This is a genomic window from Marixanthomonas spongiae (assembly GCF_003095375.1).
Taxonomy (GTDB): Bacteria; Bacteroidota; Bacteroidia; order Flavobacteriales; family Flavobacteriaceae; genus Marixanthomonas; species Marixanthomonas spongiae.
In genome coordinates this window covers 25,098-48,603 of sequence record NZ_QEHR01000013.1, presented here as the reverse complement: position 1 = coordinate 48,603, position 23,506 = coordinate 25,098, and the positions used below count along the sequence as shown (strand labels likewise).

The 23,506-nt window shown below is 40.1% G+C and carries 19 protein-coding genes and 1 pseudogene; 2 read left to right on the top strand and 18 right to left on the bottom strand.

The features are described 5' to 3' along the window. The first annotated feature begins 214 nt into the window (after positions 1-214). Positions 215-1,684 (top strand): T9SS type A sorting domain-containing protein, encoded by a 1,470-nt coding sequence (locus DDV96_RS14795; RefSeq protein WP_116695563.1) that lies wholly within the window; start codon positions 215-217, stop codon positions 1,682-1,684. Between the two features lie 124 nt (positions 1,685-1,808). Here the strand turns inward: DDV96_RS14795 and DDV96_RS14790 are convergent, their stop codons facing one another. The 11 genes from DDV96_RS14790 to DDV96_RS14745 all read right to left on the bottom strand — a co-directional run bounded on the left by DDV96_RS14790 (position 1,809) and on the right by DDV96_RS14745 (position 12,171). Beyond that, positions 1,809-2,201, bottom strand: a complete 393-nt coding sequence (locus DDV96_RS14790) for a hypothetical protein (RefSeq protein ID WP_116695562.1) — start codon at positions 2,199-2,201, stop codon at positions 1,809-1,811. A 187-nt stretch (positions 2,202-2,388) separates the two neighbouring features. After that, the gene (locus DDV96_RS14785) at positions 2,389-2,808 is read right to left on the bottom strand and encodes a GreA/GreB family elongation factor (RefSeq protein WP_116695561.1); all 420 of its coding nucleotides are present in this window, start codon (positions 2,806-2,808) and stop codon (positions 2,389-2,391) included. A gap of 23 nt (positions 2,809-2,831) precedes the next feature. Beyond that, positions 2,832-4,127, bottom strand: a complete 1,296-nt coding sequence (locus tag DDV96_RS14780; protein ID WP_116695560.1) for a Glu/Leu/Phe/Val family dehydrogenase — start codon at positions 4,125-4,127, stop codon at positions 2,832-2,834. Between the two features lie 138 nt (positions 4,128-4,265). Then, the gene (locus DDV96_RS15885; protein ID WP_165806021.1) at positions 4,266-4,439 is read right to left on the bottom strand and encodes a hypothetical protein; all 174 of its coding nucleotides are present in this window, start codon (positions 4,437-4,439) and stop codon (positions 4,266-4,268) included. A gap of 184 nt (positions 4,440-4,623) precedes the next feature. Then, positions 4,624-5,973, bottom strand: a complete 1,350-nt coding sequence (locus tag DDV96_RS14775) for a sigma-54-dependent transcriptional regulator (RefSeq protein ID WP_116695559.1) — start codon at positions 5,971-5,973, stop codon at positions 4,624-4,626. Positions 5,974-5,977: 4 nt separating this feature from the next. After that, entirely contained in the window at positions 5,978-7,054 is a 1,077-nt protein-coding gene (locus DDV96_RS14770; protein ID WP_116695558.1) for a sensor histidine kinase, read from the bottom strand. Positions 7,055-7,108: 54 nt separating this feature from the next. Next, positions 7,109-8,020: a PD-(D/E)XK nuclease family protein gene (locus DDV96_RS14765; protein ID WP_165806020.1), complete on the bottom strand. Its 912-nt coding sequence runs from the start codon at positions 8,018-8,020 to the stop codon at positions 7,109-7,111. 52 nt (positions 8,021-8,072) lie between these two features. Further along, positions 8,073-8,891, bottom strand: a complete 819-nt coding sequence (locus tag DDV96_RS14760) for a universal stress protein (protein ID WP_116695556.1) — start codon at positions 8,889-8,891, stop codon at positions 8,073-8,075. 114 nt (positions 8,892-9,005) lie between these two features. Beyond that, positions 9,006-10,121 carry a mechanosensitive ion channel family protein gene (locus DDV96_RS14755; RefSeq protein WP_116695555.1) on the bottom strand — a complete coding sequence of 372 codons (1,116 nt, stop codon included), beginning with the start codon at positions 10,119-10,121 and terminating at the stop codon, positions 9,006-9,008. A 490-nt stretch (positions 10,122-10,611) separates the two neighbouring features. After that, entirely contained in the window at positions 10,612-11,511 is a 900-nt protein-coding gene (locus DDV96_RS14750; RefSeq protein WP_116695565.1) for a DMT family transporter, read from the bottom strand. A 117-nt stretch (positions 11,512-11,628) separates the two neighbouring features. Next, positions 11,629-12,171: a ferritin gene (locus DDV96_RS14745; protein WP_116695554.1), complete on the bottom strand. Its 543-nt coding sequence runs from the start codon at positions 12,169-12,171 to the stop codon at positions 11,629-11,631. A gap of 466 nt (positions 12,172-12,637) precedes the next feature. Here DDV96_RS14745 and DDV96_RS14740 point away from each other — a divergent pair, with 466 nt between their 5' ends. Beyond that, positions 12,638-15,307: a cation-translocating P-type ATPase gene (locus tag DDV96_RS14740; protein ID WP_116695553.1), complete on the top strand. Its 2,670-nt coding sequence runs from the start codon at positions 12,638-12,640 to the stop codon at positions 15,305-15,307. A 90-nt stretch (positions 15,308-15,397) separates the two neighbouring features. On the opposite strand, the gene cls is transcribed toward DDV96_RS14740, so the two are convergent. From cls to DDV96_RS14705, 7 genes and pseudogenes are all read right to left on the bottom strand, one after another. Then, positions 15,398-16,852 carry a cardiolipin synthase gene (gene cls / locus DDV96_RS14735; RefSeq protein WP_116695552.1) on the bottom strand — a complete coding sequence of 485 codons (1,455 nt, stop codon included), beginning with the start codon at positions 16,850-16,852 and terminating at the stop codon, positions 15,398-15,400. A 145-nt stretch (positions 16,853-16,997) separates the two neighbouring features. Beyond that, complete coding sequence (locus DDV96_RS14730; RefSeq protein ID WP_116695551.1) at positions 16,998-17,774, bottom strand: glucose 1-dehydrogenase; 777 nt, start codon at positions 17,772-17,774, stop codon at positions 16,998-17,000. A gap of 16 nt (positions 17,775-17,790) precedes the next feature. Then, positions 17,791-18,536 (bottom strand): annotated as a pseudogene (locus tag DDV96_RS16160) (SDR family NAD(P)-dependent oxidoreductase). Between the two features lie 4 nt (positions 18,537-18,540). Then, complete coding sequence (locus tag DDV96_RS14720; protein ID WP_116695550.1) at positions 18,541-20,262, bottom strand: amidohydrolase; 1,722 nt, start codon at positions 20,260-20,262, stop codon at positions 18,541-18,543. Positions 20,263-20,515: 253 nt separating this feature from the next. Continuing rightward, positions 20,516-21,145, bottom strand: coding sequence for an HdeD family acid-resistance protein (locus DDV96_RS14715; RefSeq protein ID WP_240607747.1), 630 nt, complete (start codon positions 21,143-21,145; stop codon positions 20,516-20,518). A 169-nt stretch (positions 21,146-21,314) separates the two neighbouring features. Then, positions 21,315-22,475 (bottom strand): MFS transporter, encoded by a 1,161-nt coding sequence (locus DDV96_RS14710; protein ID WP_116695548.1) that lies wholly within the window; start codon positions 22,473-22,475, stop codon positions 21,315-21,317. Between the two features lie 134 nt (positions 22,476-22,609). Beyond that, entirely contained in the window at positions 22,610-23,389 is a 780-nt protein-coding gene (locus tag DDV96_RS14705; protein WP_116695547.1) for a TrkA C-terminal domain-containing protein, read from the bottom strand. Between the last annotated feature and the right edge of the window lie 117 nt (positions 23,390-23,506).

The window sequence follows — 23,506 nt, the reverse complement described above, 5'->3', positions numbered from 1 at the left end:
TTTTAATGCAAAAATTAAAGCATTTAGAGCACAATTAAGAGGCGTAAGAAGAACTGAATTCTTCCTGTACAGACTTGAAAAATTATTTGCTTAAAAACTCAAAAACCCAGAAAATGTTCTTGATCCACAATTACCTGCTGCTCATTACAAAACCACTACGGCTCCGGTACGAGAAACTGCAGTTGGAATTAATGATTCGGAAATCGCTATCGACTTGCAAAATAAGCGAATTTCTTCTTTTGGAGCGTATGGTTCAGCGGCCAAGCCGGATGGCATCGATGGATTTGGTGAGAACCTTATTTGTACCACCGGCCCATATATTAATGATAGACCGGATTTGAGTATATTGGAGGACACTAGTGAAGGAATGGGAACGTTTGGCCTTGGAGCCCAAAAAACATCCTATAATAGTGTAGCCGAAGAAGTTGTGCTTCCGATGGATTTCGATATAACTTCCATAGATGTATATGCCTATCAAACAGGTTCTGCGCCACCGTCGATTACGGCAGTCTATATGCAGATTTGGGATGGAGATCCCAGTAGCGGAAGTGCTTCAGTTGTCTGGGGTGATTTATCCACCAATATTTTAGATGATGTTGTTGACACTGGAGTTTACAGGGTTTTGGAAAGCGATCAAAGCAATACGGATAGAAAAATTCAAAAGGTAACAGCCAATACCAATGGTCTTTCCCTATCCTCGGGTACGTATTGGGTTGAATATACCTTTGAAGGTTCTGGTACCTCTGGCCCATGGGTACCACCGGTTGCGGTTTTAGGAGAAACTATGACAGGAAATGCGCTTCAAAATGTAGCGGGTACTTGGCAGGCAATAGTAGATGAAATAGCTAATGAGCCTCAGGGGCTTCCGATGCAAATATATGGAGTTGCTGATTTAGGTGGCAATGGTTGTGTAGAAATGAATCCGCCTTATGAGTGGTTTTTTGAGATTGGCTTACAAGTTTCGGCCGGTTCAATTTATGAAAATGCCAACGATTTAACCCTTGCGGCGGATGAAAGTTTCACCCTTCAGAATATTTCAGCCTTTCTTGGATCTGAATGGCCTATCACTGAGGTAAATGTCACCTATTATGATGATGACAATGGAAAACCTGGTACCGTTATTGGTTCTGAGAATTCTGTTACTATTGACAATGTGAACGCTGTTGGCAGTATCAACGATTATCCTGCACTCAATGTTTATGAAGTTAACCTGACAGTGGATCCATTTGAATTTACAGGAGATGAAAACAACCCTACTTTATACTGGATTCAACTCACTGTTACCAATTCCCAGAATTCTAATGTGTTTTGGGTGGGAACTTACGATAACCAGATCTCCAACCCAATGACATCAAACGACGGTAGTGGTTGGTTTGTAGATTATCCTGGTCTCGATGGTCTTTATACCTGGAGTGGAGACTGTAGTCCTGTTTTAGGCGTGGAAGAAAACGATTTTGCGCAATTTGAGGTTTATCCCAACCCTACAGATGATATGCTCTATTTAAGAACCAATAAGAACATAGAATCAATTTCCCTGTTTAACCTACTGGGACAAGAATTACTATATAGAGACGTAAGCAAGAACGCTACCGAAATTAGTTTGGCAAGCCTTCCGGCTGGAACGTATATTTTAAGGACAATTGTTGAAGGAAAAGTGAACACCCAAAAGGTTATTAAAAAATAACAAGGTGATTCCTTTAAAAAGAAAAGGGTTTTGCTTTTAGTCGAAGCAGAACCCTTTTTTCTTTATTATATCTTTATCCTGAATTTTCAGTACTATTTTCGTTTTAAGAATTTGAGTTAATCAATTAAAATTTTCCTTGCACCTTATCAAAAAACTCATCTTTTAACCGTCTGTATTTATCCAAGTGATACAAATAGCTTTTACGGTACGTTTCGTGTTCTTTGATAAAGGTCATATCACAGTTCATATCTTCACACTCAGCAATATCCACTCTGGAGTTACTGTATTTGAGCAACGCATTCAGCAAGTTTTCGTTTTCGTCCTTTTTCTTCTGAAATTGCTGCAGCACGGTTTCGTCCTTCAACTCATCGTTTAAAGCACACATATTTACCAGATTGTTCACCTCTTTTTCAATATATTTTAAGTGGTTGATCCAATTGTCCAGCTCAATGGTGTTTATTTTATGAGTTACGTCCACATCGTTGTCGTGCTCGTATATTTCAGTATTCAAATCCATAGTGTTTAAAAATTTTAATAGTTCGTTGTGGCACAATCTGTCCACAGGTACCGAAACGATTTCAATAGTATTTTAATGAAAATCGATTCTTATCGGTGCGCTTCTTTTATAAAAAAACCATAGGCAAGGTTAAAAATTAAGTTCAACCTTGAGGAAATGCCTATGGCACATTATCAAGTTTTTTCCTCTAAATGGGCACATTAAAGCTCTCCTTGCTTTCTACTTGAGAAACAGAGACAATTTTCAATGCTTCTTGGCCACCCGGGAAATCCCAGTTTACCGTGTCTCCTTCAGCATAACCGAAGAGCGCAGACCCCATTGGGGTAAGGATTGAAATTTTGTTTTGTTTCATATCCCTTTCGGAGGGGATGACCACCTGTAAGGTGCGCTCCCATCCTTTTTCAGAAGCGACCGTTACTTTACTGTTAAAGCGAATGATCTCTTTAGGCATGTCTTCTTCATCAACAACTTGGGCATTTTGCAATTCATCACTGAATTTTTGCATGGATTTCTGCCTTTCAAATTCTTTGGCATAGCCCGATATATTGATGATGCGCTTTAAATAGACATACTCTTTTTTTTCTATAATTATACTTCCGTACTTCATGTTTCTTTCTTTTAAGTTGACAATTATGGGAAAATGCCTCGTTCTATGTACGCTCTTTCTATACGCTGTATGGCTATACAGTAGGCAGCGGTGCGCATATCCATTGATTCTTTTTCTGAAAACTCGAACACTTTGTTAAACGATTCTTTCATTTTCTTATCCAGCTTGGCCATTACCTCATCTAATTGCCACAGCTCGCCATTTCGGTTCTGCAACCATTCAAAATAGCTGCCTACAACCCCACCAGAGTTACATAGAATATCTGGGATAATGGTTACACCTCTATCTAAAAGTACCTTTTCGCCATCTACGTTGGTTGGGCCATTGGCACCTTCGGCGATGAGTTTTGCTTTGATTTCAGGGGCATTTTCCTTGGTTATCTGGTTACCCAAAGCCGCTGGGATACAAATTTCACAGTCGGTAGCGAAAAACGCATCGTTCTCCATTTCTTCTGCCTCAGGGAAATCGCCAATACACCCTCTATTTGCCTTACTGTAATTAAAAAGGTCTTCTACGGAAATACCGTTTTGGTTATGGATACTTCCTGAAGCATCTTGTACGGCCACTAATTTTGCACCTTCTTTTTCAAGGAAATGAGCGGCCCAGTAGCCTACATTGCCAAAACCTTGAACGATAAATCGTTGTCCATTAAGGTCTTCCTTGTTGCGTTCTGCCCAGAATTTAATATTCAAGAACACCCCATATCCAGTTGCACGGTCACGACCATCCAAGCCGCCGCTGCCAGCAGGTTTTCCAGTTACTATGTGTTGGTTTGCAGAGCGTTCTGCAGGCGGGCGCGTACTCATATAGGTATCGGCCATCCAAGCCATGGTTTGGCTATTGGTGTTTACATCTGGTGCAGGGATGTCGTGCTCAGGACCAATATTATCGGCCAAGGCAAAAGTAAACCTACGGGTTATGCGCTCTAACTCGTTTTCAGAGTATTTTTTGGGGTTCAGCTGTATGCCTCCTTTTCCGCCACCGTAAGGCAATCCCGCCAAAGATGTTTTCCAGGTCATCCACATTGCCAATGCCCTTGCGGCATCGATATCAACCGTAGGATGGTAACGCAGGCCTCCTTTGTAAGGGCCCAAAGCGTTGTTGTGCTGTACACGGTAACCGGTGAAAACTTCTACATCACCATTATCCATTTTTACGGGGAAATTGACAACGATCTCGTTGTTGGTGATACTCAATATTTTACGGATGCTTGGGTGCAGTTCAATTCTGTCTGCTGCACTGTTAAACTGCTCCATGACATTTTCCATCATGCCACGAACCGGTTTCTTTTCTTTTTTAACTTCTGATGTTGCTATCATAGTTTTGATTTTAATTTAATTTTTTTAAGCCCTACCCTATTTTTGTTGTTTTCTGAAAAAGGCTTTGCTTCAAAAAATTGGATTTGGGTTTAAATCTTGTCTATTGTAAAATTACTCTTTTTTTAAAAAACTACTTCTTTAATGGGTGGCCATTTCATATTCCATTTCAGGAAGGATTTGAGGTTGGCCTTTACCTTCAAACCCTGCTTCGTCATATTCACTGCACGACCATACTTGGCTTTTCTGTTCGGTCAACACACAGGTGTTCCGGTGCAGGCAAGTAGGGCAAATGTTAAATGAATTTGTTTCCATAATGCATTCTTTGTTGTTACTGCTGCATTAAGGACAATCTATGTGCCACGGTGTGCCAAAAAGCACCAAAAAACCTTCAAAAGCCTGTTATACTTGATTTTACACAGAATATAAGAAAAAATAAGTATTTAGCAAAGCGGTACAAAATTACCCGGTATGGAAAAAATGTACCGGTGAGCGACTGTTATTCCGCAAGTTTTTGCCTAATGGTTTTACGGTCAATCCCCAAAACTTCGGCTGCTTTGGTTTTGTTATTGTCCATGGCGTCCAATACTTTTTGTATATAACGTTTTTCCATTTCCTTTAAGGGGACCAATTCGTCATCGGGAAAATCGATGTTCATTTTTAATGTATCGGGCAAATGAGCCACGGTAATGGTGCCATCGCACATTATAACGGCACGTTGCACCACGTTTTCCAGCTCCCTGATGTTTCCGGGCCAATCATATCGTTTTAACACCGCTAAGGCTTCGGGGGTTATTTTCACGAAACGGTCTTTATATTCCACTCCATATTTAAACAAAAACTTATCGGTCAACAACGGGATATCCTCTTTGCGCTCCCGCAATGGGGCAACGTTGATTTCCACCACGGTAAGCCGGTAGAACAGGTCTTCCCTAAAGGTTTCCTTTTGTATCATTTCCTGTAAATCGCTGTTGGTGGCGGCGATTATGCGTACATCGATAGGCGTGGCTTGTTGCGCTCCTACTTTTACCACTTCTTTTTCTTGCAATACCCGCAACAACCGCGACTGTACCGCGAGAGACGCATTGCCTATTTCATCGAGAAAAATAGTGCCGCCATTGGCCGCTTGGAAAAATCCGTCGCGGTCTTTTTCGGCACCTGTAAACGCACCTTTTTTATAGCCGAACAACTCCGACTCTAACAGGTTTTCAGGGATGCCACCGCAGTTTACGGCAATAAAAGGAGCCCTTGAAAACTTTCCTTTATAATGAATGGCCCGTGCCACGAGTTCTTTTCCCGTGCCGCTTTCCCCTTTAATGAAAATGGTGGCCTTATTGTTTTTTACCCGCTCGATTATTTGTATGACCTCTTGTATTTTTTCCGAATGGCCAATTATTTCGCCATAAGGCTCCTTATCTTTATCATGGGTCTTGGCATGGGCTGTAACGGCCGTGGGCACTTTAGGGTTATTGTGTTTATCGGCTTGTAGCGTGCCATCGACCGCTGTTTTCAATTCGTCTTTGGTAAAGGGTTTGGTAAGGTAGGCCACTACGCCCGATTTAATTGCAGCGAGTGAATCTTGTATGGAGGGATAGCCGGTAACCACCAGTTTTGGCAGGTTTGGATAATGTTCAGAAACAAACTTAATGAGTTCAAGGCCGTCTATTTCGGGCATTTTGAGGTCGGTGATCAATAAATCGATACGGGTATCGCGTAATATGGTCACCGCTTCTTTTACCGAAACCGCCCTGTAGGTGTGGAAATCCCACGACCGAAGGTGGCGTTGCAATAGTTCCAATATGTGGATATCGTCATCTACAATAAGTATGTTCTCGTTGCGCAATTGCATAAAATTATGATTTTGGGAGCCTAACGGTAAAGGTAGCCCCTTTCTTTTTATTATTTTCGGCCTTGATGCTGCCTTTGTGGCTCATTACGATACCGTGGACCACGCTAAGCCCCAGGCCAGAACCATCTCCCGTGGGTTTTGTACTGAAAAATGGCTGAAATATTTTATCGATTTCGTCTTCTGGAATTCCTGGGCCTTCATCTGATATTTTAAGAATGTTTTCGTTTTCGGTTTGAAATGCTTCAATGGTGACCAACCCCTTTTTGGGTGAAAAGTAAATGGCATTGATAATTAAATTGAAGATAATCTGCGTGAGCTGAATGTTATCGGCCTTCAACCACATTTCTTCTTCCTGAATTTTTACCACATATTTTACATTTTCTTTTCTAAAGGTGGCATCCAACAAGCTAATGGCGTCCTTTATATTGGGCACAATGTTCACTTTTTGCATTTCCTGCGGCATTTCGCAGGCAAAAAACATCAGTTTTTTTACTACTTCCCTAGAAAATATAGCGTTGTGGATTATTTTATCCAGGTCTTCGGTGGCGTTTTTTTGGTTTTTGAATTCATCTTTCAATAATTCGGCAAAACCCAAGATATTGGCCAAGGGTGTATTGAGTTCATGGGCGATGCCTGCGGTTATCTCGCCAATGATGCTCAACCGGTCGGCGCGTTCCATTTGCCGTTTTAAGGAGGCTTCGCTCTGTTTTATTTCAATGCGCTCTAACAAATTACCCACTTTCATAGATACGTTGTCCAGCAGTTGTTGTTCTTCTTCCAAAAACCCAATGGAAGCATCACTTAAATAGGCTGTGATGCTTCCTTCATCTTTATTGAATACTTTAATGGTGGAAGTAATCTCTATCTCACCTTCCGCCTTGCCTGTTTTCAAATTGCCCATTGGGGTTTTTATACTGAAATTGGTTTTTTCGGGAACTTGAAAAGCCTTTTTTAAACTATAGGCTATGGCCTTTAAAGTGTCATCAACTTCTGCAATATCCGCATTGACAATGATTGAGGATACCTCGTATAGACACGTTAACTCCTTTATGCGTTCTTTTAGGGTGTGTTCGGTGTTCATTTAATTTGTCATTAGGTTGCTTGCCAGAGGCATGACAGACAGGCAAGCAATTAATTATAGCCAGTTTTTATTTTCAATTATCCAATTTCTAGTCCGTTCAAGATTTTTTAAACCGTTAGCTACACTTTCTAATTGTTCGTTAAAATCTTTTGTTCGGTCAATTTTTCCTGAAAAAACTCTAATTGAAAAACTTTTGGTGTGCTTTTTAAATTTAGCCCATTCAGGAAGCAGTTCTTTTATTTTAACTCCAACTTGTTCGGGAAAACCTTTAAAAGTAGCATCTGTATTTCCTTGTCCAAGTTTGTGATAAAACACTATGTTTTTTAATCTGTCGTCATAAAGCATTGGCCAATCACTATTGTGAGGAACAATATCTGGCTTTTTCATTATTAGACTAGGATAGTTCTCTTCTTTAAATTCCCAATATGAATGCCAAAAACTTTGAACAGGAACCGAGTTTACAGGTTGATAACCTCGTCTTAATTTTTCAGTTGCGATTTGCAGTAAATTACTTTTGAATAAATTTCTTTTGCTTCCAACAAATTCAAGTCGTTCGGCAATTGTTTCGTAAGTCAAATAATTTTCAAAATCACTTTGGTTTTCACAATAAAGTTCTGGTGCAATTAATACCGCAAAAGCGTTATCGCATTCCTTTTTTGTCAAATATTCTTCCGTTCTTTTTAGGTATCGATTGAATTGTTCGTTTTGGAATGTAGCGTCTAATTTATTTTCTATAAGCAAAAATATTTTTTTATCGCTTGAATTGTATGAAAATAAAATGTCAGTTTCTCCAAGTCCGAAAGCTGAAATACTTCTCCAAGCTCCATTAACAGAAGTCAAATCTGGCAATTCAAGTTCTCTTATAAACCATTCGCAAAATGAATTGTCAGTCGACAATTCTTCAAGTAAAATTAAATCGACATCTCTTTCTTGAATTGATTCAACTGGTAAAATGGTTTGTTTCATATTTCGCTCCTCAAATTGGTTACAACGCATTAATTTCAATTGTTATAAAGCCTTACAATTTAAATGTCATCACAGGTAACTTTGCACGATTTGCAAGGTCTTCAGAAATACTTCCCCTGAAAAAATGATTAAGCCCTTTTCTGGCATGGGTGCTAATGGCTATGAGGTCTGCATTAATCTCGTCGGCGTATTGTGTAATCCCATCCTCAACAGTATGCCCGGCGATAAATTGAATATCACTGCTTCCCCCTGCTGCCTGAAACATCCTTGCTTGCTCATAAAATTCTTTTGAGCTTATAAAATCATTGCCAGGAGTGTTTACATATACAGGATAAACGTCGCAACCTAATATCTTTAGGGTGTTCATTGCTTTCTTGAACGTAGCCACATTATCTGGATTCATCGCAGTAGCCAAAATCACCTTATTTAGGTCAAACTCTTTTGGGTCTCTCTTTATGATCATGACAGGGGTACTGCTGTTACGGACCATTTTTTCAGCATTGGATCCCGCAAAAATTCCATCCTGCAATGTGATGCCCCTCGATCCCATTACAATAAGGTCTGCATTTACTTCCTTTGAAACAGCATCTACCTCTTTAAAAACCTTGTAATGTTTCACTACTGGCTTTACATCAATACCTTCTAAATAGGGTTTGTCTAAAAAGCTTTCAAAATTACGCTTGGCAACATTGAGCAGAAAAAGCATTTTATTGGTGTTTTCGGTTTCAGATTTAATCAAAATTGAATCTGCCAACTCGAGCATATGCAATACGTGCAGAGTACTACCGTGGCGTTTCGCCAATTTTGCTCCTGCTTTAAGGGCATATTCAGATGTTTCAGAAAAATCTACGGGTATGATGATGTTTTTCATATTCATTCTATTTTTAATTGTTAATTTTTGGTTTCTATTGTAAAGGTATTTTATTAACTGAACTTGTTGAACGTCATAGTTTTATTTAATTCCTGCCATTAAGGTTTTTCTGTATTAGGCATCGGTCTGGGTTTTGGCTGGTTGGTTTTCTTCTCTGTTTTTCATCACTACGGTTCGGTATGGTGTGGCCAATTCAATTCCTTCGGCATCAAACCGTCGTTTTATGCTATCCAAAACATCGATTCGCAACTGAAAGCAATCGCTAAAGGTTTTGCCCCACGTCCATGCCCGTACCGTAACCGAATAATCGTTGATGGAGAGCAAGGCAGTTTTTACCAAAGGAGCACCAGCTGCCACCTCCTGTTGGGTGCGGTTATCCAGTAGCAACGGGTGTTTTTCACATTCTTCTTTCATTATTTTTTTGGCCAGGTCCACGTCACTGTCAAAAGAGATATTTATCTCGATGCGTTCGCAGCATTTTTGTTCACCAAGATCGTAGTTTATCAACTTTTCTTTATTGATAATGGAGTTTGGAATGACGATCATCTTGTTTTCAAAATTCCGGATGATGGTATGGCGCAAGGTAATATCGGTGACCGTACCTACCATGGTATCGGTCACCTTGATTAGGTCGCCCACTTTAAATGGCTTGAACGAAATAATAAACAAACCGCCCACAAGGTTTGCTAACGCTTCTTGAGACGCGACCCCAATAACAAGTGCTATAACCCCTGCCCCACCCAGTGCGGTCTGGGCGACACCTTTTAACGACGGAAACGCCAATAATGCAAAAAGAATACCTGTAAAATAAATACCAAATACAGCTACGTACCTCAAAAACTTATAACTGGTAGGGTCGTCCAGGTTTTGAATTTTCTTTTGAATGCTCCTTTTGAACCATAAATTTGCCGAGGTTGCCGAAACGATGGTCACCACCGCCACTGCACCCACATACAGCACTATTTTAAAGTTATCCTCTAAAACGCCGTAATCTTCTTCGTCAACAAAAATGAAACTTAACGCGATTAAGCCGAGTACCAACCAAAGGGCATTTAAAATCCGTTTTACCAATTTTACAGGTTGTGCCCCCGCTTCGGGAAATCGCCTGCGTTCTTTTTTTAACAACCATGTGTATAAAACATTGGTCAAAAGATGCAACATAACGACCGTTACAATCACCCCGATTACCCAAATGATTTCTGTTTTATATTCTGTTAAAAATTCTTCCATTGATTTTTCTTTACTTCCCCAAAATACTATAAAAACCCTGACTTCAGTTTATAATACACCTAAAAATATATATTAACGAGACCATTTAGCTTACAAAAAGCATTTTTTTAATATGTATTGCGACCTTGCTTTGCTCAGTTTTATAAAGAAACGAAAGACAACCTGTCGCCAAACACCATTGATCTCTGGAATACATTTTTATTTACGGATATAACTACATTAAATCACTATACCCAATTAGTGGTGTCCATCTAAGACTTAAGACCCACTCGTACCGAAACGATATATTCGGGTGGGCCGCTACGCTGATAGACATAAGACTTTATTTTTAATGCATTGACAATTAGACAGTAGGATTTAAAGTAATATATTTTTTGAAATAAACAGCAAGGGGTTTAAAAGGTAAAACGTTCGAAACAGCTATGCTTATTGAACTTTTCAAAATCTAAATAACATTAATCGCACACCAATGACACCTAATATTTTTAGGTTATCTCGCGGTGGGTCGCGGGTCTTTTTTCTTTTCGCGAATTAAATAAATGCCAACTAAAATCAACAAACCACCCAAAACATACCAAATACTGAAACGCTCACCGTCAACCAATCCCCAAATAACTGCCACGACAGGCAACAAATAGGTTACCGTACTGGCAAACACCGGAGAAGTATTCTGGATTAGCTTATAGTATAAAATCATGGCAATGGCCGTGCCCACAATCGTAAGCACGCCAAGATATCCCATCGCTTCCCAAGTTTCGGGATTGGATTGAAAATTAGTGAAAAAACCGGATGTTATTAAAATCAAGAACGATGGTACCATCCAAATGGTAAAAATTCCTCCGGACAATTCCATAGAAGGAACATGGTCTAGTTTTTGTTTTATTACCAAGGCCGATACTGCGTAACAGGCCGTAGCCAAAACAACTAATAAAGCATAGCCCAACTGCGTTCCTTCTTCACTGGTTTCGGAAAAATACATCAAGATGGCTGCTCCCGCAAACCCCAATAAAGCACCTACTACTTGAATCCATTTACTTCGAACGCCAAAAAGGACAAATCCCAACACCAAGACAAAAACGGGCACCAACGAATCTAAAATTCCTGCCAACGAGCTGCTTACCTCGGTTTGCGCCAATGGAAACAAAAACATGGGAAAAAAGTTGCCAAAAAATCCAGCGACTGCTACCCACATCAATGTTTTACTATTCATCTTGCGCAATGCTGGAACTCCAAAATACGCCATAATCAATCCTGAAACGCCAACACGTATTGCGCCAATTTCATAAGGAGTAAAAGCTATCAGTGATTTTTTAATCAATATAAAAGAACTTCCCCAGGTAAGGGCAATGATAATGAGCAGTACCCATCGGTTTTCTAATGCGTTTCCCATAATTCCCATAGTAAAAAAGCAACTACCGTTCTGTATTTGAATATAGTTGCTTTTGTTAAAGTTTTAGTTACGTTTCTGTGAATAAAGCGTTAATCCACATCTGTGCTTAATACCTGTTTAAAACGCTTCGTCTCTTGGTGTTTCCGCTTCTTGCGAGGCATCGCTCAAATCGCGGTCCATTTCATATAAGCTGGTATTGCCATCCACATTGGTAGATGCCAAGTTATATTTGTCAATAATACTATTTATTAACGTTTCTTCTTCAATTTGTTCTTGCACAAACCATTGTGCAAAATTAAAGGTTGCCCAATCTTTTTCTTCGTGTGCAAGATTGACAATCTTATCTATTTCTTTAGAATTATCTATCTCGTGCTGCAACGTTTTTTGCAAGCAATCGCCAATATCTTTCGGGTTTTTAGGTGCCGCATCAATCGCTTCAATTTTGGCCGCGCCACCACGATCGTTAATGTACTTTAAAAATTTAAACATATGTTCGCGTTCTTCGTGCATATGTCCGTACAAGAAATTGGCAATTCCGGTAAAGCTGTTTACCTCAGCCCAAGAGGCATACGAAAGGTAAACCTGCGCCTGATAGGCTTCCCGCGTCATTTGGGTATTCAACAATTTTTCCATTTTGTCTGAAATTCTCTTCTTTGCCATGATTTTAGTTTTTAAGTTTCGTTATTATATTTTCTGAAATTTTATGATACTATAAAATAGTGAATAGTATTTAACTTCACGCACTCCCACCATATGTTTCTTCTTCAACAAATTTGAAATTTTTATGATTTTCCAAATAGTAAAACACGAGATCACGATTTTCAAATTTTGCAAGTCGAAAAACCTGCTCCTGTACAGGCAAGTTAAGAAAACATCGAACAAGACTTAGCTAAAGAAAAGGTAAAATTAACAAGCTGTTCCTGATCTCATTTTATTTTAAACCGTCCCGAAGCAAATGTCATGTCATCGATCAACAAATTAATTTGAATCCAGAAAAAAAACCTACCACAACCAAAATCTGTGATCATGCTAAAAAAATGAAAAGATTGCTAAAAATACGTTAAGCTAAAGGACGCTTTAATGTGTTTTTTATATTTTCTGAAATAATTTAAAAAACCAACTATTTGTGGAAAATTTTTACCGAAAAGAAGCCGCCGAAGTAGCCGAAAAATTCGGAGTAAATCCTGAAAAAGGTTGGAGCAAAGAAGAGGCTGAAAAAGCGCTGGAAGAACACGGCCGCAACAAATTAGAGGAACACGAAGGTAAAAGCATTTGGGAAATCATTTTGGCGCAAATCAATAATCCCGTGGTTTACCTGTTGGTGGTAGCTACGGTTTTAGCGTTTGTAATGGGAGATTTGGCCGAAGGAATTGCCATTACCGTCGTGCTTGTAGTCAACACCATTATTGGTTTTTGGATGGAGTATCAAGCCCAGCAATCTATGCAGGCCATTAAAGAAATAGACAAGGTAAAAGTCAATGTACTTCGGGGCGGGAAAGAAGAAGAAATTGATGCCGAAGAAGTAGTGCCGGGCGATATTTTAATTGTTAATGCAGGCGATTTAATCGCCGCCGATGCCCGTGTGATCGAAGCCACCGAATTTAAAGTAGATGAAGCCGCCCTAACCGGCGAATCGGTTCCGGTAGATAAAAAACCTAATGTTATACAAGAAGAAAAACAGGTAGCAGACCGCAAAAATATGGTCTATAAAGGTACGCCCGTTACCGGCGGAAAGGGAAAAGCTATTGCCGTTGCTACGGGAATGAACACCGAAATGGGAAGTATTTCGGCAATGGTGCAAGATCAAGAAGCCAGTCAAACCCCTTTAGATAAAAAACTAAACAAACTTACCAAAGTCCTTATTTATGTAATTCTCGGTCTGGCCGCTGCATTTTTTGCCTTTGGTTATTTGGCGGGTAAAGATGTGTATTTATTGGTGCAGACCGCTATTGCCTGGGCTATTGCGGCCATTCCGGAGGGTTTACCTATTGTAGCCAGTATTGCGCTGGCACGCGGAATGCTTCGGCTTTCCAAACAAAATGTACTAATAAAACGCCTGAGTGCGGTAGAAACCCTGGGCGAAACCACCGTTATTTTTACCGATAAAACGGGAACCCTTACTAAAAACGAACTTACCGTTAAATCTTTTGCCATTCCCGGTGATACCTATTGGAAAGTAAATTGGGAAGACGACAAGCCAAAACTTCCTGATGCAGAAGAGGCCGAAAATCATGATAATTTTCAAGCTTTATTTAAAATAAGCGTCCTCGCCAACGATGCTTCCTTGCAAGAAGACGATAAAGATGCCAAGGGTGATCCGTTGGAAATTGCTTTACTGAATTTTACCAAAGCTTTCAATAAAGAGAAATTTCAGCAACATCAACAATTAGAACGAAAATTACACGATCCTTTTGATTCCGATTCAATGGTGATGGGAGCAGTTTATAAAGTAGAAGACGGTTATTATATGGCCGGAAAAGGCTCTGCCGATAAAATGCTTGAACGCTCCAAAAAGATTTTGGTAAGTGGCGAAGTAAAAGAGCTTACCGAAGAAGATAAAAATCACTGGCTCGAAAAAAACAATGAACTTTCTAAGGATGGCTTGCGCGTATTGGGCTTCGGCTATAAAGAACCAAAAGAACTTCCGCAAGGCGATGCGGAAGAAGATTTTCTGTATGAACTTGTTTTTGCCGGCTTGGTAGGATTTATAGATCCGCCGCGAAAAGAAGTAGCCAATAGTATGGATATGACCAAAAACGCCGGAATAAAAGTGGTTATGGTTACCGGAGACCATCCCGGAACGGCGCAAAACGTAGCCAAAGAAGTACACCTTGCCGAAGAAGAAGACGAGGAGCAGGAAAGTGTTGTCCACGGAAAAGATATGGGCGAAGAATTGAATAAAGACGCCGAAAAAGTGCTGGCCACCAAAGTATTTTCACGCGTGACGCCGGAGCAAAAATTAAAACTCATCGAGTTTTACCAGGAGCAGGGCGAAATTGTGGGAATGACCGGCGATGGCGTAAACGATGCGCCCGCCTTAAAAAAAGCCGATATTGGCATTGCGATGGGAAAACGCGGTACACAGGTAGCGCAAGAAGTTTCCGATGTAGTGCTAAAAGACGATGCCTTTCAATCTATCGAGCTAGCCATCGAGCAAGGCCGCATTATTTTTGGAAACATCCGCAAATTTGTGGTGTATCAACTTTCGTATCACTTAAGTGAAATTATCATCATCGCATTAATGAGTTTTACGCTGTTTGTGTTGCCAATTTTGCCTTTGCAATTATTGTTTCTCAACTTACTTTCCGATGTTTTTCCGGCGCTGGCCTTAGGAATTGGACGCGGAAATCCGGGTGTAATGAACTTGCCGCCTAAAGACCCGGAAGAACCTATTGTGACCAAAAAGAACTGGGCGCAGATTGCGGTTTATGGACTTATAATCGCAGCAAGTGTGAGCGGTGCTTATCTTTATGCACATTTTGTATGGGAAAGTCCCGAAGATATTACCAACAACATCGCATTTTTTAGTTTGGCATTTTCGCAATTTCTGCACGTTTTTAATATGCGCGATGGCACTGAATCTTTTTTTAACAATCAGGTAACGCGAAATAAATATGTTTGGATGGCCGTGGCTCTATGTTTTGTAACCGTAATTGTAGCCTATTTCATTCCCGGTCTGGCCGAAGTTTTTAACTTTCAGGAGTTGGAAACGCATGTTTGGGTTTTAATAGCAGTAGCAAGTTTATTGCCGAGTGTAATTATTCAGCTGATTAAATTTATAAATAAAGATTTTTAGTTTTTTTAGTTTTTTTAGTGTTTAAGAGTGTTGGTACTATGTTTTTTATTGAACAAAAAAAATATAATTTACTGAAATCTTTTACCCATATCACAAAAACGGCGATAATAAACGAACAAATTTCTCCCAAAGATGAAGGTGTTTGGGGCGGTTTAACCATTGTTGTGAATCGATTTTTGAAGATTCCTTTAGGTCGTTTTCAAAAGCTTTTTGTAATTTTTTATTGATATTTTCACTAAAGAGTACAGCGTTAACTTCAAAATTTAAATCGAAACTACGATAATCCATATTGGCCGAGCCTATTACGGCCAGGTTGTCATCAACTATCATAGTTTTTGCGTGTACAAAACCTTTGTTGTAAAGATAGATTTGCACTCCGTGCGGCAACAATTCAGAATAATACGACCGCGCCGCCGCATTTACCATTTTAGAATCTGAAATTCCCGGTACCAATAATTTCACTTCCACGCCACTTTTTGCCGCGATAATCAAGGCATCCATCAAACTTTCTCCCGGAATAAAATAAGGACTGGTAATCCAAATTTTTTCTTTCGCCGAGGCGATGGCTTGCATTAAAGAATAGAAAATAACCGGCAGGTTAGAATCCGGGCCCGAGGGCACAATTTGCAGTAGTTCTTTTTCAATAGTTTTGTTTTCTGGTTGCTCCGGAAAATACTTCGGGCCAAACTCCAGTTGTTGTTTGCTGCAAAAATTCCAGTCGCATAGAAAAAGATATTGCAAATAAAGACTGGCCGGGCCTTTAAGCATTAAATGCGTATCCCGCCAATATAAACCGTCTTTAGCTTTAGTGTCATTTCGGTATTTATCGCTCATATTAATGCCGCCTACAAAAGAACGTTCCCCATCTATCACAATTATTTTGCGGTGATTGCGATAATTTAATCTATTGGCTAACGCATACAATTTGATTTTGTAAAACGGCGCAGTGGCAACCCCGGCGTCTTCTAATTTTTTAATGAATTTCTTTCCTAAATCGTGACTTCCAAAATCGTCATATAAAAACCGGACTTCAACACCTTCCTGTGCTTTTTTAATGAGAAGGTCTGCAATTTCATTACCGGTTTTATCATCTTCGTAAATATAGTATTCCAGGTGGATATGGGATTTCGCAGCTTCTATGGCGGCTAGCACCTTCGGAAATTTTTCTTCGCCGTTTAAAAGTAATTCTACCTCATTATTTCCGGTTAGTGGACTTCCGGAAGTATTATCTATAAAACTGGATAAGTTATAATGTGCTTGCGGTAAAAGTGCTAGGTCGACTAACTTTTTTCTATAAAGCTGTAACCGATTTTTTATATCTTTCCGTAAGGGTTCATCGGCAATAATTTTTTTGCTGTAAAGTTTACGTTTTCTGTAATTTATTCCGAAGGAAAAATAGAAAATTATACCGCCAATTGGTACCAAAATGATCAGTAGTATATAGGCTAAAATTTTGGTGCCACTTCGGGTGTCGTAGAGAATTCGAAGGATTACAAAAATGACTAAGAGTACATAAAATAACTGAAGTAATAGAATCCAATTCATAACAAACCGTGCTTAATTCTTGGTTAAAATACTAACAATTAAAGTTTTCTGTATGCAAAATATCTTTATTTCGAGTAATCGAAAAGAAGCAGTTGCTCAAAAAACAACTGCTTTCAAAAATTATTAGGTAAGATAAGTTTTTTGATTAATCCAACGTCTGCACGCCGCCACCATTCACAAAAATTACCTGTCCGCTGGTCCATTTAGAAATTGGCGCTGCAAAGTACAATACCGCTCCCGCAATATCTTCAGGTTCCCCCAAACGCTTTATGGGCGTATGTGCCAACATTTTCTCTTCTATTTCCGGCGTTAAAACCGTACTTAAAGCATGTGTTTTTACAGCTCCCGGGCCAATAGCGTTAATTCTAATTTCATCCGGGCCGTAATCAAAAGCCAAATTACGTGTCATGTGGTTAATGGCCGCTTTAGAAGAAGCATAAGCACTAATCGCCGGACTCTTGTTGATGGATGCCATAGAAGACATATTAATAATACTTCCGTAACCTGCTTTTTTCATATGCGGGGCCACCAATTGGCACAGGCGCCACATACTAAACACGTTCATCTCATATACTTTTTTGAATTGCTCCACATCAATATCATACGGACTTTCTTTTCCTGCGCCACCGCCGCCAACATTGTTCACCAAAATATGGATTCCGCCAAATTCTTTTACGGTTTTATCAACCAGGTTTACCAAAGCTTCATCTTTTGTCACATCGCAATCTACGGCAATGGTTTTTCCTCCATCGTCATTAATCGCTTTTGAAGTTTTTTTGGCGTCTTCCAAATTGTAATCTGAAACCACCACATTGGCGCCATAAGCCGCAAGCATCTCACAGCTTGCTTTGCCTATTCCGTTTGCGCCACCGGTTACGATGGCTGTTTTATCTTTTAAATCGAACAAATTTGTCGTTTTCATATTTATTATCCTTAGGTTATCTTAACTTTATATCTCCGCCATCTGCCATAAGGGTTTGGCCTGTCATATACTGACTATCTTCGCTTAATAAAAAAGCGATAATTGGTGCCACATCTTTTTGAGGATCGCCAAAACGGCCCAAAGGATTTTTACCAATTACTTCTTGATACTGGTCGGGGAAATTTTCTTTCCAATTTTTAACCCCTTCGGTAAGTGCCAACGGACAGACCACGTTTACCCTAATACCATCTTCTGCCCATTCATTTGCCGCCACACGGGATAAGCCTCTAATCGCTTCTTTGGCAGCTGCATAACTCGCCTGGTTTTTTTGACCAAGGAGCCCAGCTCCAGATCCGAAATTTACAATAGATCCTTTGGTTTTTTAAGTTCTGGATAGGCTGCCTTCATAAAATGCAATGTGCCTTTTAAACCTGTTTCCATAGACAATGCCCAATCCTCATCGGTAAGTTCCATTAAGGGTTTTTGACGTGAGGCGTGGGCATTGTTGACCACACTTGTTAGTTTTCCAAATTTAGAAACGGCCAATGCGACTGCTTCATTTGCGACCGATTCTTTAGAAATATCTCCTTTTAAAAACGCAATTTTTTCTGGATTGGTGGCTACTTTTTCTTTTCCGGCATCATCATTCAAATCTACAGCAACTACATAAGCGCCTCTTTCTGTTAGTTCGGTAGTGATTGCTCCGCCAATTCCGGCAGCGCCTCCGGTTACAATTACTGTTTTTCCTTCTAAATTTTTCATAATATTATTTTTTATAAATAGTTGTTCCTTCTTTGATGGTTTCAAATACTTCTATGTTTTTAATTTCCATTGGCTTTACCTTTAGCGGATTTTTATCCAAAATCACCAAATCGGCCAGTTTTCCTTCTTTTAGGCTTCCCTTCTGGTCTTCTTCAAAAAACTCATAAGCCGCGTGGCTGGTAATCGCTTTTAAAGCTTGGTAAGGTGTTGCCCGTTCTTCGGGGCCAATTGCTTTTCCGGCTCTGGAAACACGGTTTACCGCCGTCCAAATTGTAAAAATAGGATCTATGGGCGTTACTGTAGCATCGGAATGATTGGTATATTTTAGACCCAGCTTTTCCGCGGAAGCGATAGGACTTAAAAAGAAAGCGCGTTTTTTTCCTAAATTCTCTACGTGCACATCACCCCAAAAGTAGGCGTGATTAGTAAAGAAAGAAGGCTCTATATTGTATTCTTTATAGGTTTTTAGTTGATCCGGACGCACAAATTGCGAATGGATCACAATAGTCCTGCGGTCTTTATCCAAAGGCTGATCTAACTTTTTACAGGCGTTTTCGTGGGCAGCGATCACCATATCTATAGAAGCGTCGCCATTACTGTGAATAAACAATTGGTTTTCTGCTTTGTAAGCTTTTAAAAATAAATCGTTGAGTGCTTCTTGCGAAAGGCTGGGCAAGCCCCGGCACTCGCTTTTACAGCCGGGAACTTCGGTTAAAAAAGGCTCGGTAAAGTAGGCGGTCTTTCCTTGTGGAGAACCATCGGCAATAATCTTTGTGCCTTGTAATTTAAAGCCATTTTTATAGGTTTTCCAGACTAACGTGGAATCGTTTAAATTTTTGTCCAGCTCAGAAAAACCGGGTAGGGCGATGAGGTCTATTTCCAATTTCCCGGCATCTGCCTGGGATTGAAAAAAATTGATAGCATTGCGGTCGGTCATTCCGTCTTGAGCTGTAGTGATGCCATTTTTGGCATATTTATCCTGGGTTTCCGCAAAAAACTCGGCTTGTTTACTTTCCAAAATTTTCAGCATATTTCCCACAAAAGGGTACATTGCGGTTTCCTGTACCAGACCGGCGGGTTCTTGTGAGTTGGGCATACGCTCAATACTGCCTCCTTCGGGATTTTTTGTTTCTGCGGAAACATTCATTTTCTCTAAAGCCATAGAATTTGCCACACCCATATGGCCGCTGGTATGCACCAAATACACCGGATTGCTAGGTAACACCGAATCGATTTCAGTTTTGTTGAGGTGGCGTTTTTCCTCTAATTGACTCTCATCGTAGCCCCAACCAAAAATCCATTCCCCGTCAGGGATATTTTTGTCCTCTTTATAAGCTTTCATTTTTTGCAATACATCGGCAATGTTTTCCACATCGCCCACGGGAGGGGAATTTAAATCTACCTGCCCCATCGTGTTACTTACCATCCCAAAATGACTATGTGGATCTATAAAACCGGGCAATAAGGTCTTTCCGTTTAAATCTATTTTTTCTGCTTCAGCATATTTTTCTTCCGCTTTAGCTTTATCGCCTACAAAAACGATTTTTCCGTCTTTTGCCACCAAAGCTTCGGCGTAGGTAGGCTGATCAGAATCCATCGTAAGGATATCGCCGTTGTGATATAGTTGCACGGCGGAATTGGCTGTTTTGGTTTCCAAATTTCTTTCGGTGTCTTTACAACCAAAATTCACAGTTAGCAGTAAAAACAGATAGATAAGTTTTCTCATAATTCAGCTTTGTGTTTCTCAGTTAAAGTATATTCTTTTAAGATAAGATAATTCACATAACCTGAAGCAATTTCGGCGATAATTCTAATAGTAATTAATACTGAAATCACACTATTTGCCCGGGCGTGTCTCCGTGCGCTTTGGCATTACCACGAGTAAGGAGCCAAACTGTACGTTGTAATTCTTCTCTGTCTTTAACATTGCGTGCGGGATTCCACTGCTATTTGTCACGAAATAAACTTACTTTATTTTCTTATCGTTCCCCTTCTTCTTTTATATCTCGTTCTAACTGCTCATAACGCTCGCGTAACTCCGGACTAATTTTTTTGGTGTGTTTATGCAGTTTTCGCAGTTGCAAGCCAAAAAAGATACTAAATAAACCTCCAAATAAAAAGCTAAGGGCAACTAGCCATACAATGCTTAGGCCTGCGAAAGCAGGGTTCCAAATCAAAATAAACGAAAAAACCGCTCCCAAAATGCCAAAAATCAACAAACCGCCCCAACGCTTATTTCCGTAACGTTTTAAATCCATTGCGAAACTAATAGACGAAATTGACCTAAAAAGAATGGTAAAGCCAACAAAAAAAGCCAAGGCGCTAAGGGATAACCTGGGATGAGACATTAAGAGGATACCTATAACAAGAGTAATTATTCCAAAGCCGAGGGACCAACCCCAATTGTGGAGCCGATGCCTATTTGCAAGGGAAAAGATAATTTCTGAAGCACCGCCCAACAAAAATGAGAGCGCAAAGAGAATAGACAAGGCAAGTAGGGAACTTAACGGAGAGCTAAATGCCACAATGCCAACAACAACAAAGAAAATTCCTACTAATAATGGAATGTACCAATGTTTGATGGTACTTTTAATCGATTTTATAAACATGGGTTCCATACTTTGATCTTTTTGGTGTTCGTGTTATACTACCGCTGTTTTCACCTTCAACACCACAAATTTACGATTAGTTCGTAACTAAACGAACTAAAAGAAACTAAAGTCTTGTTAAAGTTTAATTACAGCGCGAATAGTTAGTGCAAGATGGACTTTTGTAGTTTTAAACTGTTTTCTTTTTGAAGATTAAGTGCACTAAAGCGATACCAATGGAAAGTACCAGCCCCAATACCGAAACACCTATCCAGTTATACTGTTCCCAAGCGTATGCCCCCAGCGTAGTCCCCAAGGCGCCGCCCGTGAAAAAACCTACCATATAAATAGTGTTCACCCGGTTTCTGGCTTCGGGGTTTTTAGAAAAGATAATGTTCTGGTTGGTAATATGCAGCGCTTGTAGCCCCAAATCAACTAAAATAACGCCAATTACCAACCCTATGATCGAATGGGCAGAAAACAGAAAAATGCCCCACGATACAATGAGCAACAAAACCGACCATATTATGATCTTGTTTTTGCTTAGCTTGTCGCTCATTTTGCCCACAATGGTCGCCGCCAAGGCCCCGGCAATTCCCAATAAACCGAAAGCACCGGTGACCCCACTACCATAGCCAAAGGAATCTTCCATTAAAAAAACAAGCGTAGTCCAAAAAGCACTAAGCCCGGCAAAAGCCAATCCGCCGCGCAAGGCAGCCAACCGAACTGCCGGTTCGGTCTTGAAATAAAAGCCAATGGACTTTAAGAGACTGCCATAACTGCCTGTATAGTTAGGTTTTATTTTTGGCAATTTATAGTGCAACAAAAAAAATAAAAACACCATAACCACTGCCGCGGCATAATACATAATGCGCCATCCAAACTCGGCCCCCACCAGACCGCTAATTACACGACTGCCCAGAATACCAATGAGCAATCCGCTCATAACAATACCAATGGCCCGGCCACGACCTTTATTGTCTGCCAACTGTGCTGCCATAGGAACAAACAACTGCGGGATGGCAGACGAAAACCCCATAAAAAAACTGCTCATGATCAATAAAAACAGGGAGTTGGAAAGTCCTGCCGCTATCAAGGAGGCAATCATTATAAGAAAATCAAATTTCAGGATTTTTTTATTGGAAACCTTATCCCCTAACGGAATGATAAACAACAACCCAAATGCATAACCCAGTTGAGTGGAAAGCGCCACATTGCTCACCGCTGCTTCACTTACGCCAAATGTTTCGGACATTTGATGCAGCAACGGTTGGTTATAATACAAATTAGTCACCACCAAACCTGCCGAAATACTCATTAAATACAGAACAGAATTGGTCAATTTTGGCATATTGGGTAATTTCCTTGATGTTATTTTGAACTAAAAAAGAAGCGACAAAGTTCATTATTTTAAACGGGTAAGCACAGGGTTCCAGCTCAAAATTTTCATAAAATTGATTGCAGCATCAAGCACCTACACCTAACTTATTCTTCTGTTTTGTTTTGTTGCTGTTTTTCTTTTTCGGTAGCTTTACGGACTTCTTCCTTCCTTACATATTTTTCGTGCTCAAACTCTGCCTGATAGCCCTTTTTGCGTTTGTAAACGCTCTGTATGCCTTCGGCTTTGCCATACACCGTTATCACATCATTGGGAAGAATCTTAAAATCGCCAGATGGCGACCCATAATAATCCTGGTCCTTGCGGTCTATGCCCAACACCATAATCCCCTCCTCGATCAGGTTGAGCTCTATCAAGGTTTTGTTGCAAAGCCAATCATCTTCAGATACTTTTTTTTCGCTAATTCTGTAATCATCTTTTAAATGCAGCACGGCGGCGAAATCTGTAATTTCTAATTCGGTATACCGTTTTAGCATCTTGTTGATCACCTTAGACAGCCCACGATCTACCCATTTGCTCTTTATGCCCCACCAAACAATACTCATCCCCACAATCACAATGAGCAGGCCATACAATTTGGTCGCCAGGGTATCTGGCAGAACAAAGGTTAAAATCAAAGAAGACATCACGGTAACAATACCGGCATTTCCCACCAGCATTAAGGTATAAATGATCTTACGCCTAACGGGATGGTTCATGATATTTTCAGATTCTGCAGTGCTGAAACCTGCTCCAGTATAGGCCGATCGGGCTTGAAAGCGGGCACTATCGGTCGATAATCCTGTATGGATCAAGGCGATTGCCGCTATTTTTGTGATCAAGGCAGATAGGGAAACAACGAGAAATAAAGTGATTGCTGCTATCATAATTGAAATTTTAATTTAAATATACGACAATCATTATAACTGATTTATCATAAAAGTTAAAGGCGGCATCCTATATGAGAATGCCGCCATTAGCGTTTAATTATAACCAACAAGGTG